Origin of the sequence: Rhizobium sp. CIAT894 (assembly GCF_000172795.2) — a bacterium.
Lineage (GTDB): Bacteria > Pseudomonadota > Alphaproteobacteria > Rhizobiales > Rhizobiaceae > Rhizobium.
This window is the reverse complement of the sequence record NZ_CP020950.1, coordinates 350,376-371,310: the sequence shown is the minus strand read 5'-3', so window position 1 is coordinate 371,310 and position 20,935 is coordinate 350,376. Positions and strand designations below refer to the sequence as shown.

Genomic DNA, 20,935 nt, shown 5'->3' with positions numbered 1-20,935 from the left:
ACTCGGCGCGCGCGCGCGGTGCGACGCCGGCAGCACCGCGGCGGCTCGCCGCTCGCCGCGGCATTCTCTGTCAGGTAGAAGGAGATGAACAACATGCAGAAGGGTTCCACGCTAAGCGACGACCGAACTGGCGTTTCCCCGTTCGGCGGATCGGGCGCGCAGGCGTGCGGCGGATTGCCGGTGCGCGCGTCCATAGGCATGGGCGCGCTATGCGCCGTCGCGGAGGATGCCGCGCGTTACGCTGTACCGCGCACTGGATCGCTATCGCGCCTGTTTCGGCCTTGTATTGTAGGTGGTCGAGGATGACACGCCAGCGGATGACGCGACGCTGGGCAAGCCCCCGGCAAGCATGCGGCGGAGAAGAAAGCAACCGGCGTGCCGATCACGAAGCTGCATGCAGCGCCCCAGTCAGTGCCGGGCCTATGGCCAGAGGCCGAGGAAGCCATCACCTCGCTGCGCCCGCGTGCGGAGCGGTTGGCGCAGGCCGTGCAGCGGGCCAAAAGGGTATCTGTTCAAGCACGCGCCGTGCGCATTGGTGCCGGTCCGCACGGAGGCGCCGCCGTACCGCTGCGATCGGCCGGCGGCACCGCTAGATGCTACATTGTGTTCGATTCCACGGCGCAGATCGGAGCGGTTGCCCACCGCGGTCCGCCGCGCTGCCCGGCGGACCGCCGCCAGCATAAGTGCGCTTCGCCGCGCTTCTCGTCAACTGCCTGCAGAGGGAACATCCCGCATGAGTGCGCTGTCCGAACAGATCCTTTCTGAATTGCGCCACCTGCTGAACGAGACGCGCGATGGCGGCAGCGTGAGTCCGTCCGTTTACGACACGGCGCGCGTTTTGCAGTTCAGCGGCAACGTCACCGGTCGGCAGAACGGACACGCGTGGCTCATGGCGCAGCAACAGGCCGATGGCGGGTGGGGAAGTGCTGACTTCCCACTGTTCCGCCATGTACCCACGTGGGCGGCGTTGCTTGCATTGCGGCGTGCCGATCCTCTTCCCGGCGCTGCGGACGCAGTTCAGGCTGCAACGCGGTTCCTCGAGCGCCAGCCGGATCCCTACGCGGATGCGGTGCCGGAAGACGCGCCGGTAGGCGCGGAGCTGATCCTGCCGCAGATCTCCGGCGAGGCCACATCCTTGGTGGGCGACGTGGTGTTTCCGCGCTACCCGGCGCTGTTGCCGTTGCGGCAAGCGTGCCTGGTTAAGTTGGGGACGGTGGGACCGCTGCCGAGCGGCCATCCGTTGCTGCACTCCTGGGAAGCCTGGGGGACGTCGCCGACCACGGCATGCCTGGACGACGACGGCAGCATCGGCATCAGCCCGGCGGCAACCGCCGCGTGGCGTGCGCACGCCCTCACACAGGCGAGCGCGCCACAGGTCGAGCGTGCCGACAGGTATCTTCAGGCCGCATCGCGCGCGGCGCGCAGCGGCATCGAAGGTGTCGTTCCCAGCGTCTGGCCGATCAACGTGTTCGAGCCATGCTGGTCGCTGTACACTCTGCATCTGGCCGGGTTGTTTTCGCATCCCGCGCTCGCCGAGGCGGTGCGCGTGATCGTCGCGCAGCTCGATGCCTGTCTGGGCGTGCGCGGTCTGGGTCCGGCCTTGCACTTCGCGGCCGATGCGGACGACACTGCTGTTGCGTTGTGCATCCTGCGCCTAGCAGGACGCAACCCGACTGCCGACGCGTTGCGCCACTTCGAAATCGGCGGGCTGTTCGTTACCTTCCCCGGCGAGCGCAATGCCTCGGTGTCGACCAACATCCACGCCCTGCATGCGTTCAGACTGTTGGGAAAGCCCACCGCCGGTACCAGCGCTTACCTTGAGGCCAATCGCAACGCGGACGGTCTATGGGACAATGACAAATGGCATGTTTCGTGGCTGTATCCCACCGCGCATGCAATCGCTGCGCTCGCGCAAGGCGCGCCCCAGTGGCGCGACGAGCGCGCGCTGGCGGCGCTGTTGCAGGCGCAGCGCGACGACGGCGGCTGGGGCGCGGGTCGCGCGTCAACATTTGAGGAAACCGCCTATGCGCTGTTCGCGTTGCACGTGATGGATGGGCGTGAAGAGCCGACAGGGCGCGCCCGCATCGCGCTGGCGGTCGCGCACGCGCTGGAGTGGATGCTCGCTCGCCATGAGGCGCATGAATTGCCGCAGACGCCGCTGTGGATCGGCAAGGAATTGTATTGCCCGACCCGGGTCGTGCGCGTGATCGAACTCGCCGGCTTGTGGCTGGCTCTTCGTTGGGGGCGGCGCATCCCGACCGAGGTAGCAGGAGGAATAGCGCAATGATCCCGACCGAAAGCGCGCTGCAGCAAGTACTGGAGTGGGGGCGTTCCCTGACCGGATTCGCCGACGAGCATGCCGTAGAAGCAGTTAGGGGCGGACAGTACATCCTGCAGTGTATCCAACCGAGCTTGCACGATATCAGCGCCCGCACCGGCCGAGATCCGCAGGACGAAAAGCTGATCGTGGCGTTTTATCGCGAGTTGGCGCTACTGTTTTGGCTCGACGATTGCAACGACCTTGGCCTGATCGCGCCGGAGCAGCTGGCCGCGGTGGAGCAGGCGCTGGGGCAGGGCGTGCCATGCGCGATCTCCGGTTTCGAGGGCTGCGCTGTGCTGCGCGCTTCCCTGGCCGCGCTCGCCTACGATAGGCGCGACTATACTGAGCTTCTTAACGATACCCGGTGCTACTGCGCGGCGCTGCGCGCCGGACACGCGCAGGCTGCGGGGGCTGAACGCTGGTCGTACGCCGAATACTTGCACAATTCCATCGATTCGATCGCCTACGCGAACGTGTTCTGTTGCCTGTCGTTGCTATGGGGGCTGGACATGGCGACCCTGCGCGCGCGTCCGGCGTTTCGCCAGGTGCTGCGGCTCATCTCCACGATAGGGCGCCTGCAGAACGATCTGCATGGATGCGCCAAGGATAGGGCGGCGGGAGAGGCCGACAACGCTGCCATCCTGCTCCTGCAGCGTTATCCGGCTATGCCTGTGGAGGATTTCCTCAACGACGAGCTGGTCGGCCATGCGCGCATGCTGCACCGAGTGATGGCGAAAGAACGCTTTCCTGCACCATGGGGACCGTTAATCGAGGCCATGGCGGTCATTCGCGCGAAGTACTACCAGACCTCGATCAGCCGCTACGGCAACGATGCGGCGGGGGGAGGCCAGCGTGCGCCGGCGTGAACGCGCGGGAGGCGGCGGCGTGCGCTCGGCGCCCTCGGTCCGATCCGACGCAACGCCAACGCCCAATACGGCGGATCGAGCGAGCGGGTGCGACGACGCCCTGACCCGGCGCAAGGACGACCATCTGGACCTCGTGCTGGATCGGCGAACGGCGCCAGCCACGGTCGCTGCCGGCTGGGAGCAAATCCGGTTCGAACACTGCGCACTGCCCGAGCTGGACCTGACGCAGATCGAACTGCGCACATCGCTGTTAGGCAAGCCCATGCGTGCGCCGCTGGTGATCAGTTCCATGACCGGCGGAATGCCACGCGCAGAGGCCATCAATCGGCACCTGAGCGAGGCGGCGCAAGCCTTGGGGATCGCCATGTGCGTCGGTTCGCAGCGCGTGAGCCTGCAATCGCGCAATTCCCAGGGGCTGACGCGCGCCCTACGCCGCCTGGCGCCTGACATTCCCTTGCTGGCCAATATCGGCGCTGCGCAACTGCGCGAGGCCGACGGCCTTGATCTGGCGCGCCGCGCTGTCGATGCGCTGGAGGCTGATGGGCTGATCGTCCATCTCAATCCGCTGCAGGAAGTGCTACAGCCGGATGGCGACCGCGACTGGCACGGCGTACTGGCGCAGGTGGCTCGCGCCGCGCGTAGCGTGGGCGTGCCGATCGTGGCCAAAGAAGTCGGGTGGGGCCTGTCCGCCTCGGTGGCCTGCGCGCTCGTCGAGGCGGGTGTTGAGGTGATTGATGTCGCCGGAGCCGGCGGCACCAGTTGGGCCGCGGTGGAGGGCGAGCGCGCCCGCGATGCCGCCGGCCGTGCAGTGGCGATGGCGTTTGCCGATTGGGGGATCCCGACACCGGCCAGCTTGCAGGCGGTTCGTCGGGCACTGCCAACGGTGAAGCTTATCGCGTCCGGCGGGATCCGCGACGGCGTCGACGTGGCCAAGGCCATTCGCCTCGGTGCGGACATTGCCGGACAGGCAGCCGGCGTGCTGCCGGCGGCTACGGTATCGACCGAAGCGGTCGTTGCGCATTTCGAGGTCGTCATCCGCCAGTTGGCCGTCGCCTGCTTTTGCACCGGCTCACCTGATCTGGCGACGTTGCGCCAGGCGCGCTTGTTGCCCTCCGCGTACTTGTTGCCCTCCGCGCATCCGCCAGTCGGATGATGCCGGCGTCGCCCGCTCTGTCGGCCGGCCCAGCGGTTCGATGCAGGGAACGAAGTGTTCATGAAGCAGCTGTTGACGATGAAGCGGTAGTGATGCCGCCGGCTAGGTTATGCGCACCGTAACTCGGGCTTACAAAGGCGCGCAATCCAGCGCCGTTTGTTGAATCAGACCGGCTTTTCCCGGTCCAGCCACGCCTTTGCAAAGTGCATGATTAAGCCAGTCAACGAAGGACCGTTTTTGAGGGCTGGCAGGAATGGTGTCACCTATCTGTTCGAGATACGCATAAAATCTGGCGGCTGCGCTGTCCAATCCTTGGCCGCGAACGATACTGGGTCGATTCAGCTGCGTGTCCACGGCAGGCAATTTGCCAAGCACTTCTGCGCGGCCGACTGTATCTGCGATGTCGTCGGCGATCTGATACGCGTGCCCGAGCAATTCCCCCACCTTAGACCATGGGGCCGGATCTGCGCCACTTGCCAGGGCACCGCAAGTAGCCGCCGCGACAAAGAGGGAGCCGGTCTTGTAATGGTGATAGCGGTCGATTGGGACGTGCGTCATTGCCTCCATCGACTGTCCGGCGATCAGTCCGTGACTGGGGCCGACCGCCTCCGCAACCACCTCGATCATGCGCGCGCCCAACTCAGGTGTTAGCGCAGCCTGCAAGCTGAGGTATTTGAAAGCCATCACAATCAAGGCATCGCCGGTCAAAACGGCGATAGGCTCTCCGAAAAGCCGGTGCACCGTTGGTCTGCCGCGGCGTAGCGCCGCGTTATCGAAGCAAGGCAGGTCGTCATGCACCAACGAGGCACAGTGCAGCAATTCAATTGCTGCCGCGGCTCTTGTCGCCAGCTCAGGATCTTTTTCGCCGCACACATAGGAGACTTTCAAGCAGAGCTTGGGGCGCATCCGGGAGCCCCCTGGAAACACTGCCGCGTCCAGCGCTCCACGCAGGTGAGCCGGCGCAGCCGGACTTAGAGCAGTATCCATGGCAGCTCGCAGCGCTTGCTCGATGAGCTTGTCGCTATCGCCAACCACGTCGGCTTGGTGATTCGAAATCATATCGCATCTCCACTTTTGAGACGAAATCGGGATAGGGGGGAACCTGTTGGTTCCTCCCCTCCCACACCACCCGGCATGCGGGTCCGCACCGGGCGGTTGGAGCAGTTGAAGTCGTCAGGCTCGTCGTTCTCCCAGCCTGACGCTTGGGTTTGCTTGTTCTGGTTCGGCGGATTTGATTTCTCGCTGCCGTGGCCCTTCGGGCTTCACCCTACCGGCCAGATCGGCGAGCTTCGCTGACGCGACCATCTGAGACCATTCAAATCCGATAACCAGCGGCTCTCCCTTCCGCTCCTTCGGCCCTTCGTTCGCGTCAGGACGCTCCCTACTACGGCCTCTGCTGACTTCTCGCTCCGGCTCGACACCGTCGCCCTTTCAGGCATGAGGCGAGATCTCCCCAGGTAAGAACGCACTCCTTCCCTGCACGACCGCCGGATTTACGCCACCGCCTCTTGGTCACAAGAGCTTCGCGGTTCGTTGCCCGCTCGCCCTGGTCGGCACCGCCTCATATCCGGTTCTTGTCCATCGGCCCGCAGTTTCGATCCACGCTTCCTCCCCACGCTCGGTCACCCTCACGCAGTTGCGCTTCACTTCGCTCGCTATGACCAGCTCACGGTGGGACTTCCACCCACAAGAGTGCGCCCATGCTGGGCGCACAACGAAAACGGGCCTAGTCCAACCGGTGCCAAACAAAAGGCCGATTTCGCTGTGTCTCTTCAGGTTCTAGGGCACCGTTAAGTTTAGCGGACTGCGGGGGCCAACATGCGGCACCGGCGTGACCAATGAAACCGTGTGCCAGTGGGAGCCTTAACTCGGCAAGGCGATCTCCCACTGGAATCCCTTGAAGCAGTCTCATTCGCGGCGACATGACATCTGAACGTCGGTTACTTCGATCGCGCGCGAAGAACATTGGCTCCGGCGGCGCTGTCGGCCAGAATGGCATCGCTCTCAACGTCTTGATCCAAAGCTGAAGAGGCTCCCGCGCTGAGCAGTGGCTGGTGACAAAGCTCTTTGGATCGGCTGCACGCCGCCGCGCGTGATGATCGCTGACGAGCTCCGTTCGTACGGTACGACATGGGCGAAGATGGGCCTTACATCTAAGGGTGTTGGTCATCGTCGATAGTAGCCACTGGAGCTTGGACCGGAACCATTGCCGGCAGAGATCTGGGCTCCTACAAGCAATTGGTGTGCCACTAGATCATTGTTAGTGAATGTTTCAATGGCGACAGAGGGCGCCTTCCGGTGCTCACCGTGTGTCGGGAGTCGCGGATTGTGCCACTCCGCCTACTATTTGAACAGCGTCAACCTTGCGAGCGATCCGTCCGAAGGCCAACCCAGCATTGGAGTGATTTGGGTTGAGGTCACAATACACGTCGGCGCTTGCATCATGCCAGCCTGTCAATGTGCGCGATCGCACACGACTGTGAGCTTTGCGTCAATTACGATCGAACCGATGCTTTTGACGTTTCACGAGGTTACGCTGCCGATAGACCCAGCGTGAGAAGACGACTGAGCCCTTCCAGTGGTTCTTCGGCGCGATGTTGCCGAAGCCTTACACTCGACCGGCTTGGCGAGGATTTCAGCGCTGCCGTAGCCCTTGTCGGCCGGCAGGAAACCGCTTCGAGAAGTCGGTCCCTTACCGCCTTTTGCTAGCGGACTAAAAGGGCGGAGCAGGCGGACCTATACAGCGCTTTCTTTCAAAGCCCTGGTTGCGCCTTGTGTTCGTCAGCGATCAGGAGCGCCTTCGGCTCGACATGCTTGGCGACGGCCGCCCATGCATCCTTGCCGTTCTCGTCCAGGATCACCCGCGTCACCGTTCTGTTCGTTGCATGGCGGTTGGCCTCCCTCAGCGCCAGAACTCACATGCGCTTGCCGTTCTGATTTTCCTTCTTGCGCCCGTCCTTGCGCTCTTCCTTCTTGTCACCTTGCGGAGGACGCCGCCCACATACTTGCCGTCGATCTGCACCGTACCGTGCAGCTTGATCGCATCACGGCGAAGGTCGGCTGCCTCCCGGAGCTTCTGCAGCAGGAAGTAGGCGGTCTTGTACTGGACGTTGACCTTGCGGCTCAGATGGAGCGCCGCCATGCCCTTGGCGGCCGTGATCTCCTCCCAGATTGCCTCCTCCCAGATTGCCATGATGATCTTCTTGAATGAAAGCTTGCGGTTGGCGAAAACCGACAATTCGGCGCGGCATTCCGGCTCCGAGCATCAGAACGACCACGCCGTACGGCTCCAGGCAGCCGCAGCGAGGGCAATATGGCTTCCCGACGTTCTTGGGCCAACGGAAGTCAACGAACAGGCCGTAGGTGTCGTCCTCGGCTGCCCGAAGCCTCTCTCGGGTCAGGCCAAGCGCACTGGTCGTATTTCGAAACCTTCGGTCTCCTGCGGAGAAGGCGTCGTAGGAATTCGGTCTCAGGATGGGAATTCGCTCCTGCAGCATGTTCAGGCTTCCGGTCGATTCGCGAGACATAAGCAGACAACTCCGTCGTAAGGACGGAAGCGAAAGGTCAGTGCTCTATTCGTATCGATTTGAACATGAAAGAACCCTTACCAGGAGAACGAAACCACGTTCAGGGGTTAGCACTTTCGTAAGGTTGTCAAACCCGTGCCCTTATATCGGGAGAAAATTCAATGTCTCAGAGCCAGACTACCCAGCGCAATTTATAATCCAGTTCAGTAAAGGGGTCCAGATCGTGAGAGCTGTCTTCGGGTGACCACGCCTCATGACGACTATTAACGACTCGTTCCCAACAATCGAACATCCGCAAGGTAGATTCACGTTCGAGCATCTTGTGCCTACCTCTGTATGCCTTACTGGGCAGGTAACCTTGCCGTTTCAGGCCCTGTCCTGACCTCTGGCCTTAATGATCTTGTTGTTCATTATCTTTTCCCGAGCAGATCAGAGAACACAACGTAGAACTGGTGGTAAAAAGCGCTGATCAGAAAGAATTAATTTCAGCCGCATCAAGCGAAGGTGTAGCGTCTGCCAACTCGTAAAAAAGGCTCATTTCCAGCAAATAAGGGTGCCCTAGAAGCAAAAAAAAGCCCCCTAAAGGAGCCTTCCCATGGCGTTTCCGCCGAACGCGTGTGCCTTACCGTGGTATACTGACCTCTAAGGTTGCACCTGCAACAGCGACCTTTCGGAAGCCTCGTTGTCTGCTGCTTACAATGATATAACCCTCCCGGTCGACTATTTCAAGCCCTTTGTGTGGATGCGATAAGGTGGCGGCTTCGTTTAGCAAAGTTCACGTTTGTGGCACTTGCTCCATGATGCCGGAATTTTCAGAGAGCATCGAACCTACACGCTAGCGGGAGCGGTAACCGATATGGGTTCTTGGCTGAGTGATTTCCAGCACGGCGGAGCTTTCCCAGCTAGCCAAATGGGATATCGTGGGACGGGGAAATGGATCGGTTTTCGAGGATTATGTCTTATCGTCCTCAACGAAGACCGCTTAGAAGATGTTGAGCATTGAATGTGAATTTTCGCTCAAATTCGACGCAACCTAGATGATTCAGTGGCGGGTGCGGCCATAGCCGACTCATCTTTCATGGAACTGGGCCACCGGTCTAGCGAGACTGCTTTGAATGCATTCATGAAGCAATTTGGCTAAACTCTCAAATATTTGCTATAACACAAAAAATGCCCAAAATGGGTATTTAAAACGGTTGTAGTGTGGCGATGACAAGTGGTTCAAATCGGTTCAGGTTGGCTCAAGCCTACAACGAGTGGCAGGAAAACAGGGACGTGCGGTGACGGAAGATCTAGCAAGCTACAGAAGTTCGAGAGGCCTCGTCAGCACCGCCGATCCGGAGGTTGACAAGGCGATCTATCGAAAGCCAGGTTTCGGCGGCGAAATTACATCGTTGGGTCACATGGAGGAATTGATCAGCGCGTTCCTGAAAAAGACACGCGAAGCGCAGGGCCTGTCTCGCGCAGACGTTGCTCCAATGCTTGGTCTGTCCATCCCTGTATACGGACGCTACGAGCGGGCATTTTCCAAAATGACTGTTACTCGGATGATCCATCTGTGTGAGATTCTTGGCTTCATGCCTATCGATATGATCTTTGAAGCTGCGCCACATCTTTGGGGCCGCACATCGGAGGAGGCCGAGGATTGTCTCACACTGGCGAGGATTCTTAGGAGACTTCCGAACGGCACGACGCGCGATCTTATTCGGCTCCTGCAGCGAATGATCCCCGATGACGACGAGAGCGACAGAGGTATCAGTGATGTCGCGGAGCCCGTGAAGTGAGCTGGGTTTGTCTATGACGCCCCCGACCAGTAGTTAGCAGTATTGGTGATAGCTGTCGCAGCCGACGCGCTGTCGTCGGTGTGCAGACACCCGCAATCTCACAACTTAGTTTTTCACTCGAATTTCCGTCTGATCAACAATACGCGCCGATTGCGCAATTTTTCGATCTTTGGTTGGCGTTGATCTCGCTCGATGCTCGAGCGATTCGTCGGAAGCGACGCCAAGTCTATTTGCATGCGCTTTGCTTCGACAGTAGGGTCTGTGTTAAACTCCCTCGTTGGGTTTTCCCGCTCAATGCCATGTGGGTATTCGAGCCGCCGGCGCGCATGCTTTGATTTCGATTGCTGAATCTAAGCCCGTCCTCTCCGCGCCTCCGTTCCATCGCGCCGATCCTTTTTGCCATTCGGCTCGGAAATAGCCTTTTGACATCACGATCAGGTTCCGCGAAAATGGGGTCGAGTCGCTGAGACTGGAAACGCTGTTCATGGCTGTCGCCGTTCAGAGGTAAGGGCATCGCCTAGATGTTTAGTCCCGGCATTTGATGGATGGGGTCGATGATGAATCGATCCGGCTCCAAAGTCCATTGTCTGCAGATGAACTCGTAAGGCGTAAGGCCCTTTAGGAGTCGTGGACTCTTGGGATTCCCAAAGGTGAGCAAATCAGATTCAAGACTGTCTTTTGGAGGCAGTCATGGGTGTTTTAGATCGTCTCATTCTTCGAGATGACCAGTGGGAGCCGATGTCTCGTCATATCATTGGCGACGATCGCACGCGCGGTTCGTCTGGACGTGACAATCGCATGTTTGTGGAAGCGGTCTTGTGGATCGTGCGGACGGGTTCACCCTGGCGCGACCTGCCGGAGGTGTTCGGTGATTGGAACAGCGTGTTTCGCCGCTTCAGCCGCTGGAGCCAAAAGGGTGTCTGGTGGCGTGTCTTTGAGGCGATGTCGGAGGATGCCGACTTCGAATATCTGATCGTCGACAGCACTATTATTCGCGCCCACCAGCACGCCTCCGGCGCAAAAAAGGGGCTGAAGATCAGGCCCTTGGCCGTTCCCGCGGCGGCTTGAGCACCAAAATCCATATGGCCGTGCGTGGCCTTGGATGTCCCGTTCGTTTCATTCTGACCGCCGGTCAGAAAGGCGATGCACCGCAAGCCGATCTCCTGATCGAAGACCTACCAGCCGAGGTCGTCATGGCCGATACGGCCTACGACAGCGACCGGCTACGCAAACTCATTGCCGACAAGGGCGCGCAAGCGGTCATCCCGAACAACCCCTCGCGTGCCAAGAAGTATCCGCTCGACAAGCAACTCTATGCTCAGCGTTATCTCGTCGAATGCTGCTTCTCGAAGCTCAAGCAGTTTCGACGTATCGCCACACGATATGAGAAAACCGTTCGAAACTACAAAGCCATGATCGCTCTGGCCGCAACAATCCTATGGCTCAGATAAGTGTCCACAGCTCCTAGCGTCTTGAGCCGGCGCCCGAAATTGTAGGCGTCGATAAAGTCAGCCAGATGTTTTTTCAATTGAGCGTGATCGTCGTAGTGGAAGCGCTTGACGGTGGCTTCCTTGATCGTTCGGTTCATCCGTTCGACCTGTCCGTTGGTCCAGGGGTGCTTCACCTTGGTCAGACGGTGCTCGATGCTGTGATCGTCGCAGACCCAATCGAAGATGTGCTGGAAGGCATTTCGATCACAAGCTCGGTTGGTGAACTGAATGCCATTGTCGGTCAAAACGGTGTGAATGGTGTGGGGCACTGCCGCGATCAGATTGCGCAAGAACTGAGCGGCATTCATCTTGCCGGCTTTGGTGTAGAGTTCCGCGAACGCGAACTTGGATGTTCAGTCAATTGCGACAAAGAGATAGAGCTTGCCCTCGGCCGTCTGCACCTCGTCAATATCGATGTGGAAGTAAGCGACCGGATAGCTTTTGAACTTCTTCTTCGGCTCCTTGTCGCCTCTGACCTCCGGCAGACGTGAAATGCCGTGGCGCTGCAAACACCTGTGCAACGACGAACGCGTCAGATGTGAAATGATCGGCTGAAGAGCGTAGAGGCAATCATCGAGCGGCAGCAACGTGTGCCGGCGGAAGGCGACGATAGCGGCCTTCTTCGAGGGAAAGGGTCGTCGAGTGCGGGTCCTTGGGCCTGTAGGAAGGTCGACCAACGATGTCCGCTTCTTCCATTTCGCCACGGTTTTCTGGTTGATCCCGTATCGCTTCGAAAGCGTTTTCAGGCTCTCTTCACTATTGCTCGACGGATTGCCTCTGTCGTCGTGGCGCTCCGTTATCACCAAAATCACTGAGGGTCATAGCCAATTTGGCGCAAGTGGATAATCCTTGCGTGAAGCGATTTCGGTGTGATCTATGTCTATGTACTTACAATCACAGATATATTTTGGTGAACGATAGCTATCGGGTGAGGTCCGCGTGGCCCAAAATGCGCCAAATGAGATCGAAACGAAACATTGGTGGTTCCAAGCCCATCACTTTCCGTATAAAGAGCTTCGGCGCATTTACCTCAGTCGGAGCAATGTCAGGACCACCATTGAAGCAATGGATTAATGAACTCGGTTTGCAACAAGTCGATGATCCAGGCATAGACAAGCCGGTCTATCGAAAACCTTTTGACGGACGGATTGCACTTAGCGCCGAACTCGAAAACTTGATCAGCATCAGCCTTCGAGAAGCCCGCGATAAGCGAAAACTCCCGCGTTCGAAACTGGCGCCCTTGCTTGGCATCACTAAGCAGGTCTATGGCCGGTACGAAAATGGAGTATCCCGCTTGACCGTGAGCCGACTGATTCATCTGTGTGAGGTTTTGGATGCCACTCCGGAAGAGATTATCGCCCCGGCGGCACCTTATCTTTGGGGCGAAACTGAAACCAAAGCGGTTCTGCTGCTGGCTACTATCGTGAAGTTGCGGACTTTCGATGAAGAGATCTTGCAAGATATTTTCAGCTTACTAAGCCGCATAGACGAGACTGGTAGCGATAGCGGCGATCGTGCCATGAAAGTCGCGTCTACCAGCGCCACTGCAGACGATCGCGAATAGGACGTAGATCGCTAGCTTCAATAAACAGAACGTGCGTCCCTGATGAAGTTCCATCAGAAACCGCGACCAACCGCTCGCGCCGTTGCAGGTTGCCGAAGCGAGCTTTGCGCAGGCGGTTAGGACTAGCTGGCGACCGTTCATCGCCACTCCGGGACATAGGTGGGTAAACCGGGGAGGGCGCAGTTGGGTCAACTGGTCCAACGCATCCGTGCTTTCGGCCGCTGGAGGGGACGCGCGGTCGTCTTTACGCCGCGAGTGCCAGGGAGGTCACGTCAAAGTCTAAGAAACCCGTATATTCGACATACAAAGCATCGATAATTCCATTCATACAATCCATTTTACCAATCTCCCGTGATGATGCATTAGGAATGATCTCAGACGCGAGTGACGGCGAAACATTTGACGATCCGGACTGGCTATAGCGCGAACCCGAGCAACGGCGCCGACATGCATCGGGGTGGCCACTGCTTCGATCGCACAGTGCGTGCTTCAAAAACAGCAGCAGGAAATACCAAAGGAGGTCTTTGCATGCGTTCTGAGGTGCGGTGGAAGCTGTGCTGGGAAAACGAGCTGGAACTCATCGACCACGTCGATCCTCCCGAGCTCTTTCGCAAAGCCCAAGGGCCGACCGGGGTCTTCAATTTCAGTGGCAGCCAAAGCTGGGCAAGGCGCGCCGACAACCTGCATTGGCAGGCGACCGACGCTGACAAGGGCGCGCGCGGCGATGAAGAGTCAGCAGCCAGCCGTCCTCCTTTTGTTCACTGGACTTTCCGGCTCCGGCAAGTCGACAATCGCCAATGCGCTCGACCGGCTGCTGCATGCCCACGGGAAGCACACCTACATCCTCGACGGCGACAACGTGCGCCACGGGCTCAATCGCGCCTGGCTTCAATCAACCCGATCGCGTCGAGAACATCCGCCGCGTTGCCGAGGTCGCCGAGCTGATGGAGGAGGGGAGCTTATTGAAATCCTCGTCGACACGCCGCTTGAGGAATGCGCGCGACGCGATCCGGAGGGGCTTTATCGGAAGGCGCTCGCCGGCAAGATCGCCAATTTCACCGGCGTTTCCTCGCCGTACGAAATCCCTGAGGGCGCTGAATTACATCCCGAAACGGTTGGCCACGACCCTGCGGCGTTGGCGTTTGAAATCGAACAGTTCCTCGAAAGGCGAATACGCATGAGTGTGAGAGTGGGGAGGCTTGACCATTGGCGGCTTGAAGCGGCCGCGGCGGTCCCTGGCCTATTAACTACGCGGCGACCGTAGCAGCCCGCACGCGGGCCGCGCCAACGTCCGATGTGGCTTCAACAGGAGACAGCCGATCACGCGCTCACGACTCGGCTTACTGAAACGGAGAAAAGATATGGCTGATGCAAAGCTGCAAGCCGTGCTTTCGGCTCTTTCGCCGATGGCGAGACAGCTAAATGCGCTACCCTCCAATCAACCGGGGCGAGATGCGAACTGCGTTAAACTAAACACGAATGAGAATCCGTTTCCGTTGCCGATGATGGTGATGCAAAGTGCGCTGGCGGCCCTCGAACGGCATTATCTGTATCCCGAAGATGACAATCTGAGCTTGCGCGACGCAGCCGCCAGCGCGTATGGCCTCTCCCAGGATCAGGTGGTCGCCGGGAACGGCTCGTCGGAGCTGCTTGGGCTCATCTACAGAGCATTCCTCGACCCGGGAGATAGCGTTGCGATGATATCGCCAGGTTTTTCCTTTAACCGCAAACTGGCCAAGTTGCAGGGTGCCAGATTTCTCGAAATCGAATGGGGCGAGTCTTATTCTCTGCCAATCGAGCAGCTGCTTCTTGGTCCAGCAAAAGATGCAAAATTCATACTGCTGGCCAATCCAAACAATCCAACGGGAACATTCGTTCCGGTGGCTGAAATCGACCGCCTCGTCGCGCAATCGGACCAGTTGATAGTGGTGGATGAAGCGTATGTCGACTTTGCACCCGATGATGCCCTGCGCCTTGTCGATCGTCATCCAAACCTTCTAGTATTGAGAACACTTTCGAAAGGCTTTGCAGCCGCGGGAATTCGCGTCGGTTTCGGCTTTGGTCATCCTGAACTTATTGGGAGGCTACGCAACCTGCAAAATGTCTTTAACATGAACGTGATCGGCCATGCGGTGGGCATTAGTATCCTTTCGCACCGCGCCGACTACGACGAGAACCACAGATATATTAAACATGAAAGACACAGAACGACCGCTGCCTTGTCTCAATTGGGCTTTTCTGTCATTCCCTCCCACACAAACTTTTTGCTAGCTCGGGTGCCACCCGGACGAGATGGCAAATGGTGGCAAGCGTCTTTGGATAGGCAGAACATACTTGTAGCCGTCTTTCCCGATGCCTGTTTGGAAAATTTTATCCGCGTCAGCATCGGCACCAGAACCCAAATGGACGCGTTCCTTTCAGCCGCCAGGGACATCATTTCTGGAAGTATGAAGACGCAGAGCTAGGCGGTTAGAATTATTGGCCACATTGCTTGTCACTTGGAAACACCAAGTATCGAAGTCCATATTGTGGGATAAAGATCACAAATAAGCGCAAGACCGTAAAGCGTGTGCCGTCTCGATCCCGTTGATTACGCGTGTTATTGGCGCACGAGTGGAGCACCCGGTGGCCGATGCGAGGTTTATTTCTGGCGATTCCGGCCGCGGCTCTGCCGCTGTATCGGGAATGGTTTAGCTTTCTTCACAATCGGTCCTTCGCATTGACATTGAGCAAACAGTAATCTGCGGTCGTCGCCGATCTTCCGTCGATCACCTGCGACAGAACCTCGATCCGCTAAAGATCACGCTCGCTCATCGCCATTGATCCCACCCGCAATCCCCACGCCAGCAAACGTGGGCAGTATGGCATTCGAACTTGGCAGAAACAGAACGTTTTCAATCTGCGGCACTCTAGCCGCTACAGAGATTCGAAGCGGAAGCCGTGCGGCCATGGTCGCCATCCGCCTTGCTACCAAATGGTACAAGCAGAGCCGCGGCTTCGCCGATCGGCAGGTCGACCACCGTGATTCCGCTTGCTGCAAGGAAACGGCGCTCGTTTTTGGTAAGGCCTTCCGCATCAAGTACTGCAAAGTGGGGGCCGTGAGAGCGCTTGATGATCTGTCGAGCGTAGATCCGGAGCATCTGATCGTTGAAGCGGCAGCCAATGAAAAGAAAACCGCGATCTATACGCCGTTCTTTCACCATTCCAGGTATTGGCGTCTGGATATCGATTTCGGTTAGGACTTCCACGTAATCGGAATCGGACACCAGAAAGTTCGAAGCTGGTATAACACTGCCGTACGGCGCATAGAGGACCGTCTTTGGCGCTGAGACGCATTCGACGTCTCTCCCGGACAGATCGTAAGTTTTTGTCCAAATGTCGCCGCCGCCGTTTGCACGCGTGACGCCCTGAATCTCGACGACATCCGTTCGACCGGTCTTCGCGAAAGCCGCACGCATTGTCCCGTCGTACCAACCGTCGACGATAAGGGAGAGCGGCAGCGTTGCGAGCCAGTCGTGGAGGGCGGTCGGCGCCACGGGTGCTCCAAATATTTCTGCCATCCAGGCCTGAAGCGTCCGGCGATGCCGTCGCTGTTCAATAAACTGCGCGACTGACCACATATTGCTGCGTATCCTGGAAGGGGCAGGTGTGCGTTCGTTGAGTGCCGCGGAGACGGCTTCCGGGGTGTCCGGTACAGGTGGTTCCGTGGATTGCAGCCGGAGGAGATCCGGACCGAGATAGGGAACGATCCGATCCGCAGCGAGCGCTTCCTGAAGCAGCCTAAGTCTTTTTTCGGCGTCACCGTTGCGAATGATCAGGAGACGGTCCGAGGTCAAAATTTTATTCATGCTGGTTTCTCTTACCTCTCGTTTGCAGCATCAGTCCTCGTCAGGAATCTTCCTTGCGTGGACGGTGATCGGCAGAGGCGTATCCCGCGATAGCTTGGGCAAGACGAGTCTCCAGCCGTTCCTGAGAGTGATCGTGCCGCCCCACATGTCATCAGCCTCGACATCTACGATCGGCTCTTCGAGATCTTTCTTTGGTACGTAAGCCGACAAGCCGGCGCTCGTTCTGCGAATCATTATCTTCATGTCGCTATTCCTTCGTTGGGGGCCCCGCGATTTCAGCAGCGCCGCAAGCAGCGGCGTTGTCTAGACTCGTCAGTTCACGGGCACGCATGCCGACGATAGTGCCACGTTCGACCCATTCGACGGCATAGATGTAAAACTGCTGGAGAAAGGTGCCGATGTCGCGCACATAGCCTTCGTCGCCCTTCCGCACCAAATTTTCGCCAATTTTTTTGCCAGCATAGGTGCCGTCATTCTTTACGTGAAGTCTGGCCCGCACCCGCTCGCCGGGTGTAAATCGTGGAGGCCTGTGGATTTCGACCTCCTGTTCACGTCCAAGGCCCATGGGCATTCCTCCTTGCAGGATATCATTGAAGGCTTCTCCGCAGGAGCCCCGACCATGCTGAAGGTCAAATCGCAGGTGCGGCGGGGACGCAGGTCTTCGGCACGGGGCAAACCTCCGCGCATTGCTGCGTTTCGAAGGTACCCTTGCATTCGGTGCATTTTTCCGGGTCGATAACGTAGATCTCACCTTTGAACCTGATCGCACCGGAGGGGCATTCGAACTCGCAGGCACCGCACTGGGTGCATTGGGACGCTATGATCCTGAAGGCCATTTTTAAACTCCTGAAGATGTTGGATTAAGAGCGCTCACGCCGTCGCCGCTTGTGGTTCGACGCCAAACTTGGCGGCGTAGAGGGTGCCGATGGCGGTCTCGATGTAGTCATAGCAATAAGCATCCGTTGCCCGAACCCCGGCCTCCATGAGCTTAGTCTTAGGGCACTCCCCGATCTTGGCGCATAGCACGACGTCAATACCGACCAGCGCAGTTATGATGCCGTCGAGGGTGGCTTCCTCGCCCCTGCCTCCGAGGCAATACTGTTCGATCTTGCGATGCCCGACGTAGGTGATGCCTCTCGACGAAGCTTCGTATACTTGGAACTCCTTCGCATGGCCGAAGTGCTCGTTGATGCGACCGCCACCCTTTGTCGCGACCGCGACGTGGAGGGACCCATCGCCGGCTGCTTTGACTGTCTCGATTGCCTCGCTCTTGGCGGTCGCGTGATCGCCGCGTTCGCGGGCGATCACTTCCCGATAGGCCTCGCGCTTACGGGCGTCATAGGTGATCTCTCCGGGAAGCTGGTCGAGTGCGAACTCCTGGCCCCGATCATCCCCAAGCAGGCCGACGGCATCGGCCCTACACTGCCGGCAATGGCGCATTAGCTTTGCGCCGCCTTCGAGACGATCCTGGAGCGCCTTCAATTCGAGCGCCCGCGGGCCGCGCTGTCCGGTCAAGCCGTAGTAGGTGCCATGGGCCGGATCGGAAATAAGCGGCATGACGTTGTGCAGGAACGCCCCCCGCTCCTTGACCCATTTATTTACCTCGACCAAGTGTTCGTCGTTGACACCAGGAATCATCACCGAATTGACTTTGGTGATGATGCCGCACGCGGTCAGCATCTCCAGGCCCACCATTTGCCGCTCGTGCAGAATTCTGGCAGCTTCGATGCCGGTGTAACGACGGTTGCGGTAAAAGATCCAGGGATAGATCTTTGCGCCGATTTCAGGGTCAACCATGTTGATCGTAATTGTCACGTGATCGACATTCATGTCGACAAGTTCGGCGACGTGATCCGGCAGCGCAAGCCCGTTGGTGGAGATGCACAGCTTGATGTCGTGGATTTCCCCCGCAACTCGTTCGAACGTTTCCTTTGTCTTCTTCCAGTCGTAACAGGCATCGCCCGGTCCGGCGACACCCAGCACGGAAAGCTGCGGCACTTCGTTGGCGACGGCAATGACCTTGCGCAGCGCCTGGTCTGGCGTCAACTTTTCCGAGACGACCCCAGGGCGGCTTTCGTTGGCGCAGTCATATTTACGATTGCAATAGTTGCACTGGATATTGCAGGCTGGTGCGACCGCGACATGCATGCGCGCGAAATAATGGTGAGCCTCTTCTGAATAGCAGGGGTGGTTTTTGATCTTCGCCCAGATAGCCTGGTCCACGTCGGCCGGTTTTGTGGACACGCCACATGACGAGGATGTGCAGCCACTCGGTTTCGCGGTCGCCACCAATTGATCCAAGGATGTCGTGCTGGTCGCACTTTCAAGCGAAATCATCGGTGCGGACATTGAGTGCTCCGTTGCTAGTTGACGTCGCCTTTCAAAACGCAAAAGCCATGCCATCCCAAGGACGGGATTTGCTTTAAGAATTTGCATTTATTGCCCGATTCCGACCGTGTTCGGACACAGACTTGTCAAGCTTCCGACAGTCGACAAAAGAGTTGTCCGTAAGCCACCAAACCAGGCATTGGAGATCGAGAAGGTCCAACATCACCCAGGCGCTTAAAGCTTTTTCACCTCGATGCGATGCTGGCGTAGAGCATAGCCGACCTGACGAGGCGTAAGGCCGAGAATACGAGCCGCTTTGGCCTGAACCCACCCGGCCTTTTCCATCGCCTCGATCAACCGGTCCCGTTGCGTGAGGCGCGACTCCATTGCGGGACAACCGGAACCGTGCGGATCACAAGCCTTGACGGAAGATACCTCGTCCGACGCACCGATGCTCCCGCCCGAGCGCGGCGATGAAGTCGGCATCACATTGCTCCGGGCATGCCCATCGACGGTGATGCCGCCGGGCGACCCGTCGGTTTTCCAGAGGAGCGACGAAAGGCACTGGCTGTTCTTGCAGGCAAAATCAGACGAAACGATCGAGCTTGAACGCGCAAGGGTGGCAGTCCTTCGCACGCAGTTTTCGAGTTCCCGGACGTTACCTGGGAAATAGCATTGCGACATCACCTCGATCGCCGACGACGAAAACGTCAGCTCGCGTTGGTTCTCCTTGTTGAATCGGTCAAGAAGAGCGTTCGCAAGGCGTGGAATATCGCCGGGTCGCTCTCGAAGCGGCGGCAGGACAATTGGAACTACGCTGATGCGGTAATACAGGTCGGCCCTGAATTCGGCGTTTGCAACAGCCATCTCGAGGTTCTTATTCGTGGCGCATATGAGCCGGACGTCGACCGCAAGCGTCTTGGTTCCGCCCACCCTCTCCAATTCGCCTTCCTGCAGGACGCGCAGCAGTTTGGCTTGAAAGGCGGGCGAAATCTCGCCAATCTCGTCAAGCAGAAGCGTTCCGCCATTTGCCAGTTCGAAGCGTCCGGCGCGCTGCGCGATGGCCCCGGTGAAAGCCCCTTTTTCATGCCCAAACAGCTCCGATTCCAGGACGCCTTCGGGCAGCGCGGCGCAGTTCAATTTGACGAACGGCTTGTTGCTACGAGGGGAAAGTTGATGGATTGCCTGTGCAAAAAATTCCTTGCCGGTGCCGCTTTCGCCCCGCAGAAGCACGGTGGAGTTCGTCCTCGCCACCACCGAGACGGTTTCAACCACCTGCTGGAGAGCCGGGCTATCCCCGATAATCCCGTCGATTTTGACGGGTGGATGTCGGACCGGCGCGCCCCTTTGCGCGATGATCGGCTTCTCCGGTCTCTCTTGTTCGCCGATAGGTCGCCGACCCTCCAGGTTCAGGAAACGATGTAGCCTGATCGTCCGACTGACCAGATTGGCGACCATGGTCAGAAAGCGAACGTCCTCGTCGGCGGGGAAGGGGGCGGCGTCGTTCCTGACGCGATCGATCGATATTGTGCCAAGTATTTTGTTATCGGCTTTTACCGGAACGCCAATAAAAGAAATTGGGACGGTGCCGCTGCTCCAAGGCGGTTGCGGCTCAGCCTGAAATAATTCGGACTTGCTGACATCCTTTACGATTAAGGGCATACCGGTCGTCGCGATATGGTCGATTACGGCCTTAGGTATAACGCCTCGAGCGGCTGATTGAGAGGATGGGGGGATGTCGCCAGTTGCGGCAATCTCGGGCTGACCTTCAGCGTCCAGAACAACGATTGCTCCGCATCGAATCTGCAGAAAGGAAGAGAGGACGTTCACGACGTTGGCCAGCGTAATCTCTAGCCGGGCGGGGGCAGTCAGTACCTTTGATATCTCGTAGATTCCGCTACGCTGCGTGCCCGCTTGGCGCATAGGTCCAGCAGGTAGCGCAGATAGGGGTTCCGCTCCATCGACCGGTCGGGCGGGCATGTGGGTCATTATATGGCCTTGGGTTGTCTAACGTTTCTTATAACCCTTGCTTGCATGTATATATAGTAATTTCTA

17 protein-coding genes and 5 pseudogenes are annotated in these 20,935 nt (G+C 58.4%); 10 read left to right on the top strand and 12 right to left on the bottom strand.

Annotated features, from left to right (window positions below):
* Positions 1 to 733 precede the first annotated feature (733 nt).
* The 3 genes from RHEC894_RS25785 to fni are packed head-to-tail and all read left to right on the top strand — an operon-like array spanning position 734 to position 4,339.
* A complete protein-coding gene (locus RHEC894_RS25785) occupies positions 734 to 2,287 on the top strand; it encodes a hypothetical protein (RefSeq protein ID WP_085739649.1) in 1,554 nt (517 codons plus the stop codon).
* Positions 2,284 to 3,186, top strand: a complete 903-nt coding sequence (locus tag RHEC894_RS25780) for a hypothetical protein (protein ID WP_085739648.1) — start codon at positions 2,284 to 2,286, stop codon at positions 3,184 to 3,186. Before RHEC894_RS25785 ends, RHEC894_RS25780 begins: the two co-directional genes overlap by 4 nt.
* The gene (fni, locus tag RHEC894_RS25775; protein ID WP_245339551.1) at positions 3,173 to 4,339 is read left to right on the top strand and encodes a type 2 isopentenyl-diphosphate Delta-isomerase; all 1,167 of its coding nucleotides are present in this window, start codon (positions 3,173 to 3,175) and stop codon (positions 4,337 to 4,339) included. Before RHEC894_RS25780 ends, fni begins: the two co-directional genes overlap by 14 nt.
* A 129-nt stretch (positions 4,340 to 4,468) precedes the next feature.
* Here the strand turns inward: fni and RHEC894_RS25770 are convergent, their stop codons facing one another.
* Positions 4,469 to 5,398 (bottom strand): polyprenyl synthetase family protein, encoded by a 930-nt coding sequence (locus RHEC894_RS25770; protein WP_008536525.1) that lies wholly within the window; start codon positions 5,396 to 5,398, stop codon positions 4,469 to 4,471.
* A gap of 880 nt (positions 5,399 to 6,278) precedes the next feature.
* On the opposite strand from RHEC894_RS25770, the pseudogene RHEC894_RS33595 reads away from it, so the two are divergent.
* A pseudogene (locus RHEC894_RS33595) lies at positions 6,279 to 6,488 on the top strand (IS6 family transposase); the annotation flags it as partial.
* A 357-nt stretch (positions 6,489 to 6,845) separates the two neighbouring features.
* On the opposite strand, the pseudogene RHEC894_RS33590 reads toward RHEC894_RS33595, so the two are convergent.
* The 3 genes and pseudogenes from RHEC894_RS33590 to RHEC894_RS25760 all read right to left on the bottom strand — a co-directional run.
* A pseudogene (locus RHEC894_RS33590) lies at positions 6,846 to 7,006 on the bottom strand (IS5/IS1182 family transposase); the annotation flags it as partial.
* An 86-nt stretch (positions 7,007 to 7,092) separates the two neighbouring features.
* Positions 7,093 to 7,209: a transposase gene (locus RHEC894_RS32690; protein ID WP_008536526.1), complete on the bottom strand. Its 117-nt coding sequence runs from the start codon at positions 7,207 to 7,209 to the stop codon at positions 7,093 to 7,095.
* 32 nt (positions 7,210 to 7,241) lie between these two features.
* Positions 7,242 to 7,532, bottom strand: a complete 291-nt coding sequence (locus RHEC894_RS25760) for a hypothetical protein (protein WP_206427937.1) — start codon at positions 7,530 to 7,532, stop codon at positions 7,242 to 7,244.
* A gap of 1,614 nt (positions 7,533 to 9,146) precedes the next feature.
* On the opposite strand from RHEC894_RS25760, the gene RHEC894_RS25750 reads away from it, so the two are divergent.
* On the top strand, positions 9,147 to 9,650 hold the full coding sequence (locus tag RHEC894_RS25750; protein ID WP_010069248.1) for a helix-turn-helix transcriptional regulator: 504 nt from the start codon (positions 9,147 to 9,149) through the stop codon (positions 9,648 to 9,650).
* A 517-nt stretch (positions 9,651 to 10,167) separates the two neighbouring features.
* Here the strand turns inward: RHEC894_RS25750 and RHEC894_RS32685 are convergent.
* Positions 10,168 to 10,278: pseudogene (locus RHEC894_RS32685) on the bottom strand (IS481 family transposase); the annotation flags it as partial.
* Between the two features lie 62 nt (positions 10,279 to 10,340).
* On the opposite strand from RHEC894_RS32685, the gene RHEC894_RS25740 reads away from it, so the two are divergent.
* Positions 10,341 to 11,101 (top strand): IS5 family transposase gene (locus tag RHEC894_RS25740; RefSeq protein WP_089152747.1). Its coding sequence is split into 2 segments (ribosomal slippage): positions 10,341 to 10,668 and positions 10,668 to 11,101, totalling 762 coding nucleotides; the frame shifts between segments, so codons are not numbered across the junction.
* Positions 11,102 to 11,115: 14 nt separating this feature from the next.
* Here the strand turns inward: RHEC894_RS25740 and RHEC894_RS25735 are convergent.
* Positions 11,116 to 11,912: pseudogene (locus RHEC894_RS25735) on the bottom strand (IS481 family transposase); the annotation flags it as partial.
* A 285-nt stretch (positions 11,913 to 12,197) separates the two neighbouring features.
* Between RHEC894_RS25735 and RHEC894_RS25730 the strand changes: the two are divergent.
* The 4 genes and pseudogenes from RHEC894_RS25730 to hisC all read left to right on the top strand — a co-directional run bounded on the left by RHEC894_RS25730 (position 12,198) and on the right by hisC (position 15,169).
* On the top strand, positions 12,198 to 12,704 hold the full coding sequence (locus tag RHEC894_RS25730; protein ID WP_004671987.1) for a helix-turn-helix transcriptional regulator: 507 nt from the start codon (positions 12,198 to 12,200) through the stop codon (positions 12,702 to 12,704).
* A gap of 528 nt (positions 12,705 to 13,232) precedes the next feature.
* Positions 13,233 to 13,370 (top strand): annotated as a pseudogene (locus RHEC894_RS33585) (adenylyl-sulfate kinase); the annotation flags it as partial.
* 58 nt (positions 13,371 to 13,428) lie between these two features.
* Positions 13,429 to 13,968 (top strand): adenylyl-sulfate kinase, encoded by a 540-nt coding sequence (locus RHEC894_RS25725; RefSeq protein WP_245339564.1) that lies wholly within the window; start codon positions 13,429 to 13,431, stop codon positions 13,966 to 13,968.
* A gap of 97 nt (positions 13,969 to 14,065) precedes the next feature.
* On the top strand, positions 14,066 to 15,169 hold the full coding sequence (gene hisC / locus RHEC894_RS25720) for a histidinol-phosphate transaminase (protein ID WP_085739646.1): 1,104 nt from the start codon (positions 14,066 to 14,068) through the stop codon (positions 15,167 to 15,169).
* A gap of 444 nt (positions 15,170 to 15,613) precedes the next feature.
* Here the strand turns inward: hisC and RHEC894_RS25715 are convergent, their stop codons facing one another.
* The 6 genes from RHEC894_RS25715 to nifA form a co-directional block, all read right to left on the bottom strand.
* On the bottom strand, positions 15,614 to 16,552 hold the full coding sequence (locus RHEC894_RS25715) for an SIR2 family protein (RefSeq protein ID WP_008536543.1): 939 nt from the start codon (positions 16,550 to 16,552) through the stop codon (positions 15,614 to 15,616).
* A 30-nt stretch (positions 16,553 to 16,582) separates the two neighbouring features.
* Positions 16,583 to 16,795 carry a putative nitrogen fixation protein NifT gene (gene nifT, locus RHEC894_RS25710; protein WP_004678514.1) on the bottom strand — a complete coding sequence of 71 codons (213 nt, stop codon included), beginning with the start codon at positions 16,793 to 16,795 and terminating at the stop codon, positions 16,583 to 16,585.
* A 4-nt stretch (positions 16,796 to 16,799) separates the two neighbouring features.
* Positions 16,800 to 17,117, bottom strand: a complete 318-nt coding sequence (locus RHEC894_RS25705; protein WP_064823790.1) for a nitrogen fixation protein NifZ — start codon at positions 17,115 to 17,117, stop codon at positions 16,800 to 16,802.
* Positions 17,118 to 17,181: 64 nt separating this feature from the next.
* Positions 17,182 to 17,388: a 4Fe-4S binding protein gene (locus RHEC894_RS25700; RefSeq protein ID WP_008536545.1), complete on the bottom strand. Its 207-nt coding sequence runs from the start codon at positions 17,386 to 17,388 to the stop codon at positions 17,182 to 17,184.
* Positions 17,389 to 17,422: 34 nt separating this feature from the next.
* Positions 17,423 to 18,901, bottom strand: a complete 1,479-nt coding sequence (nifB, locus tag RHEC894_RS25695) for a nitrogenase cofactor biosynthesis protein NifB (protein WP_085739645.1) — start codon at positions 18,899 to 18,901, stop codon at positions 17,423 to 17,425.
* 213 nt (positions 18,902 to 19,114) lie between these two features.
* A complete protein-coding gene (nifA, locus tag RHEC894_RS25690) occupies positions 19,115 to 20,803 on the bottom strand; it encodes a nif-specific transcriptional activator NifA (protein WP_085739644.1) in 1,689 nt (562 codons plus the stop codon).
* Positions 20,804 to 20,935: the final 132 nt, after the last annotated feature.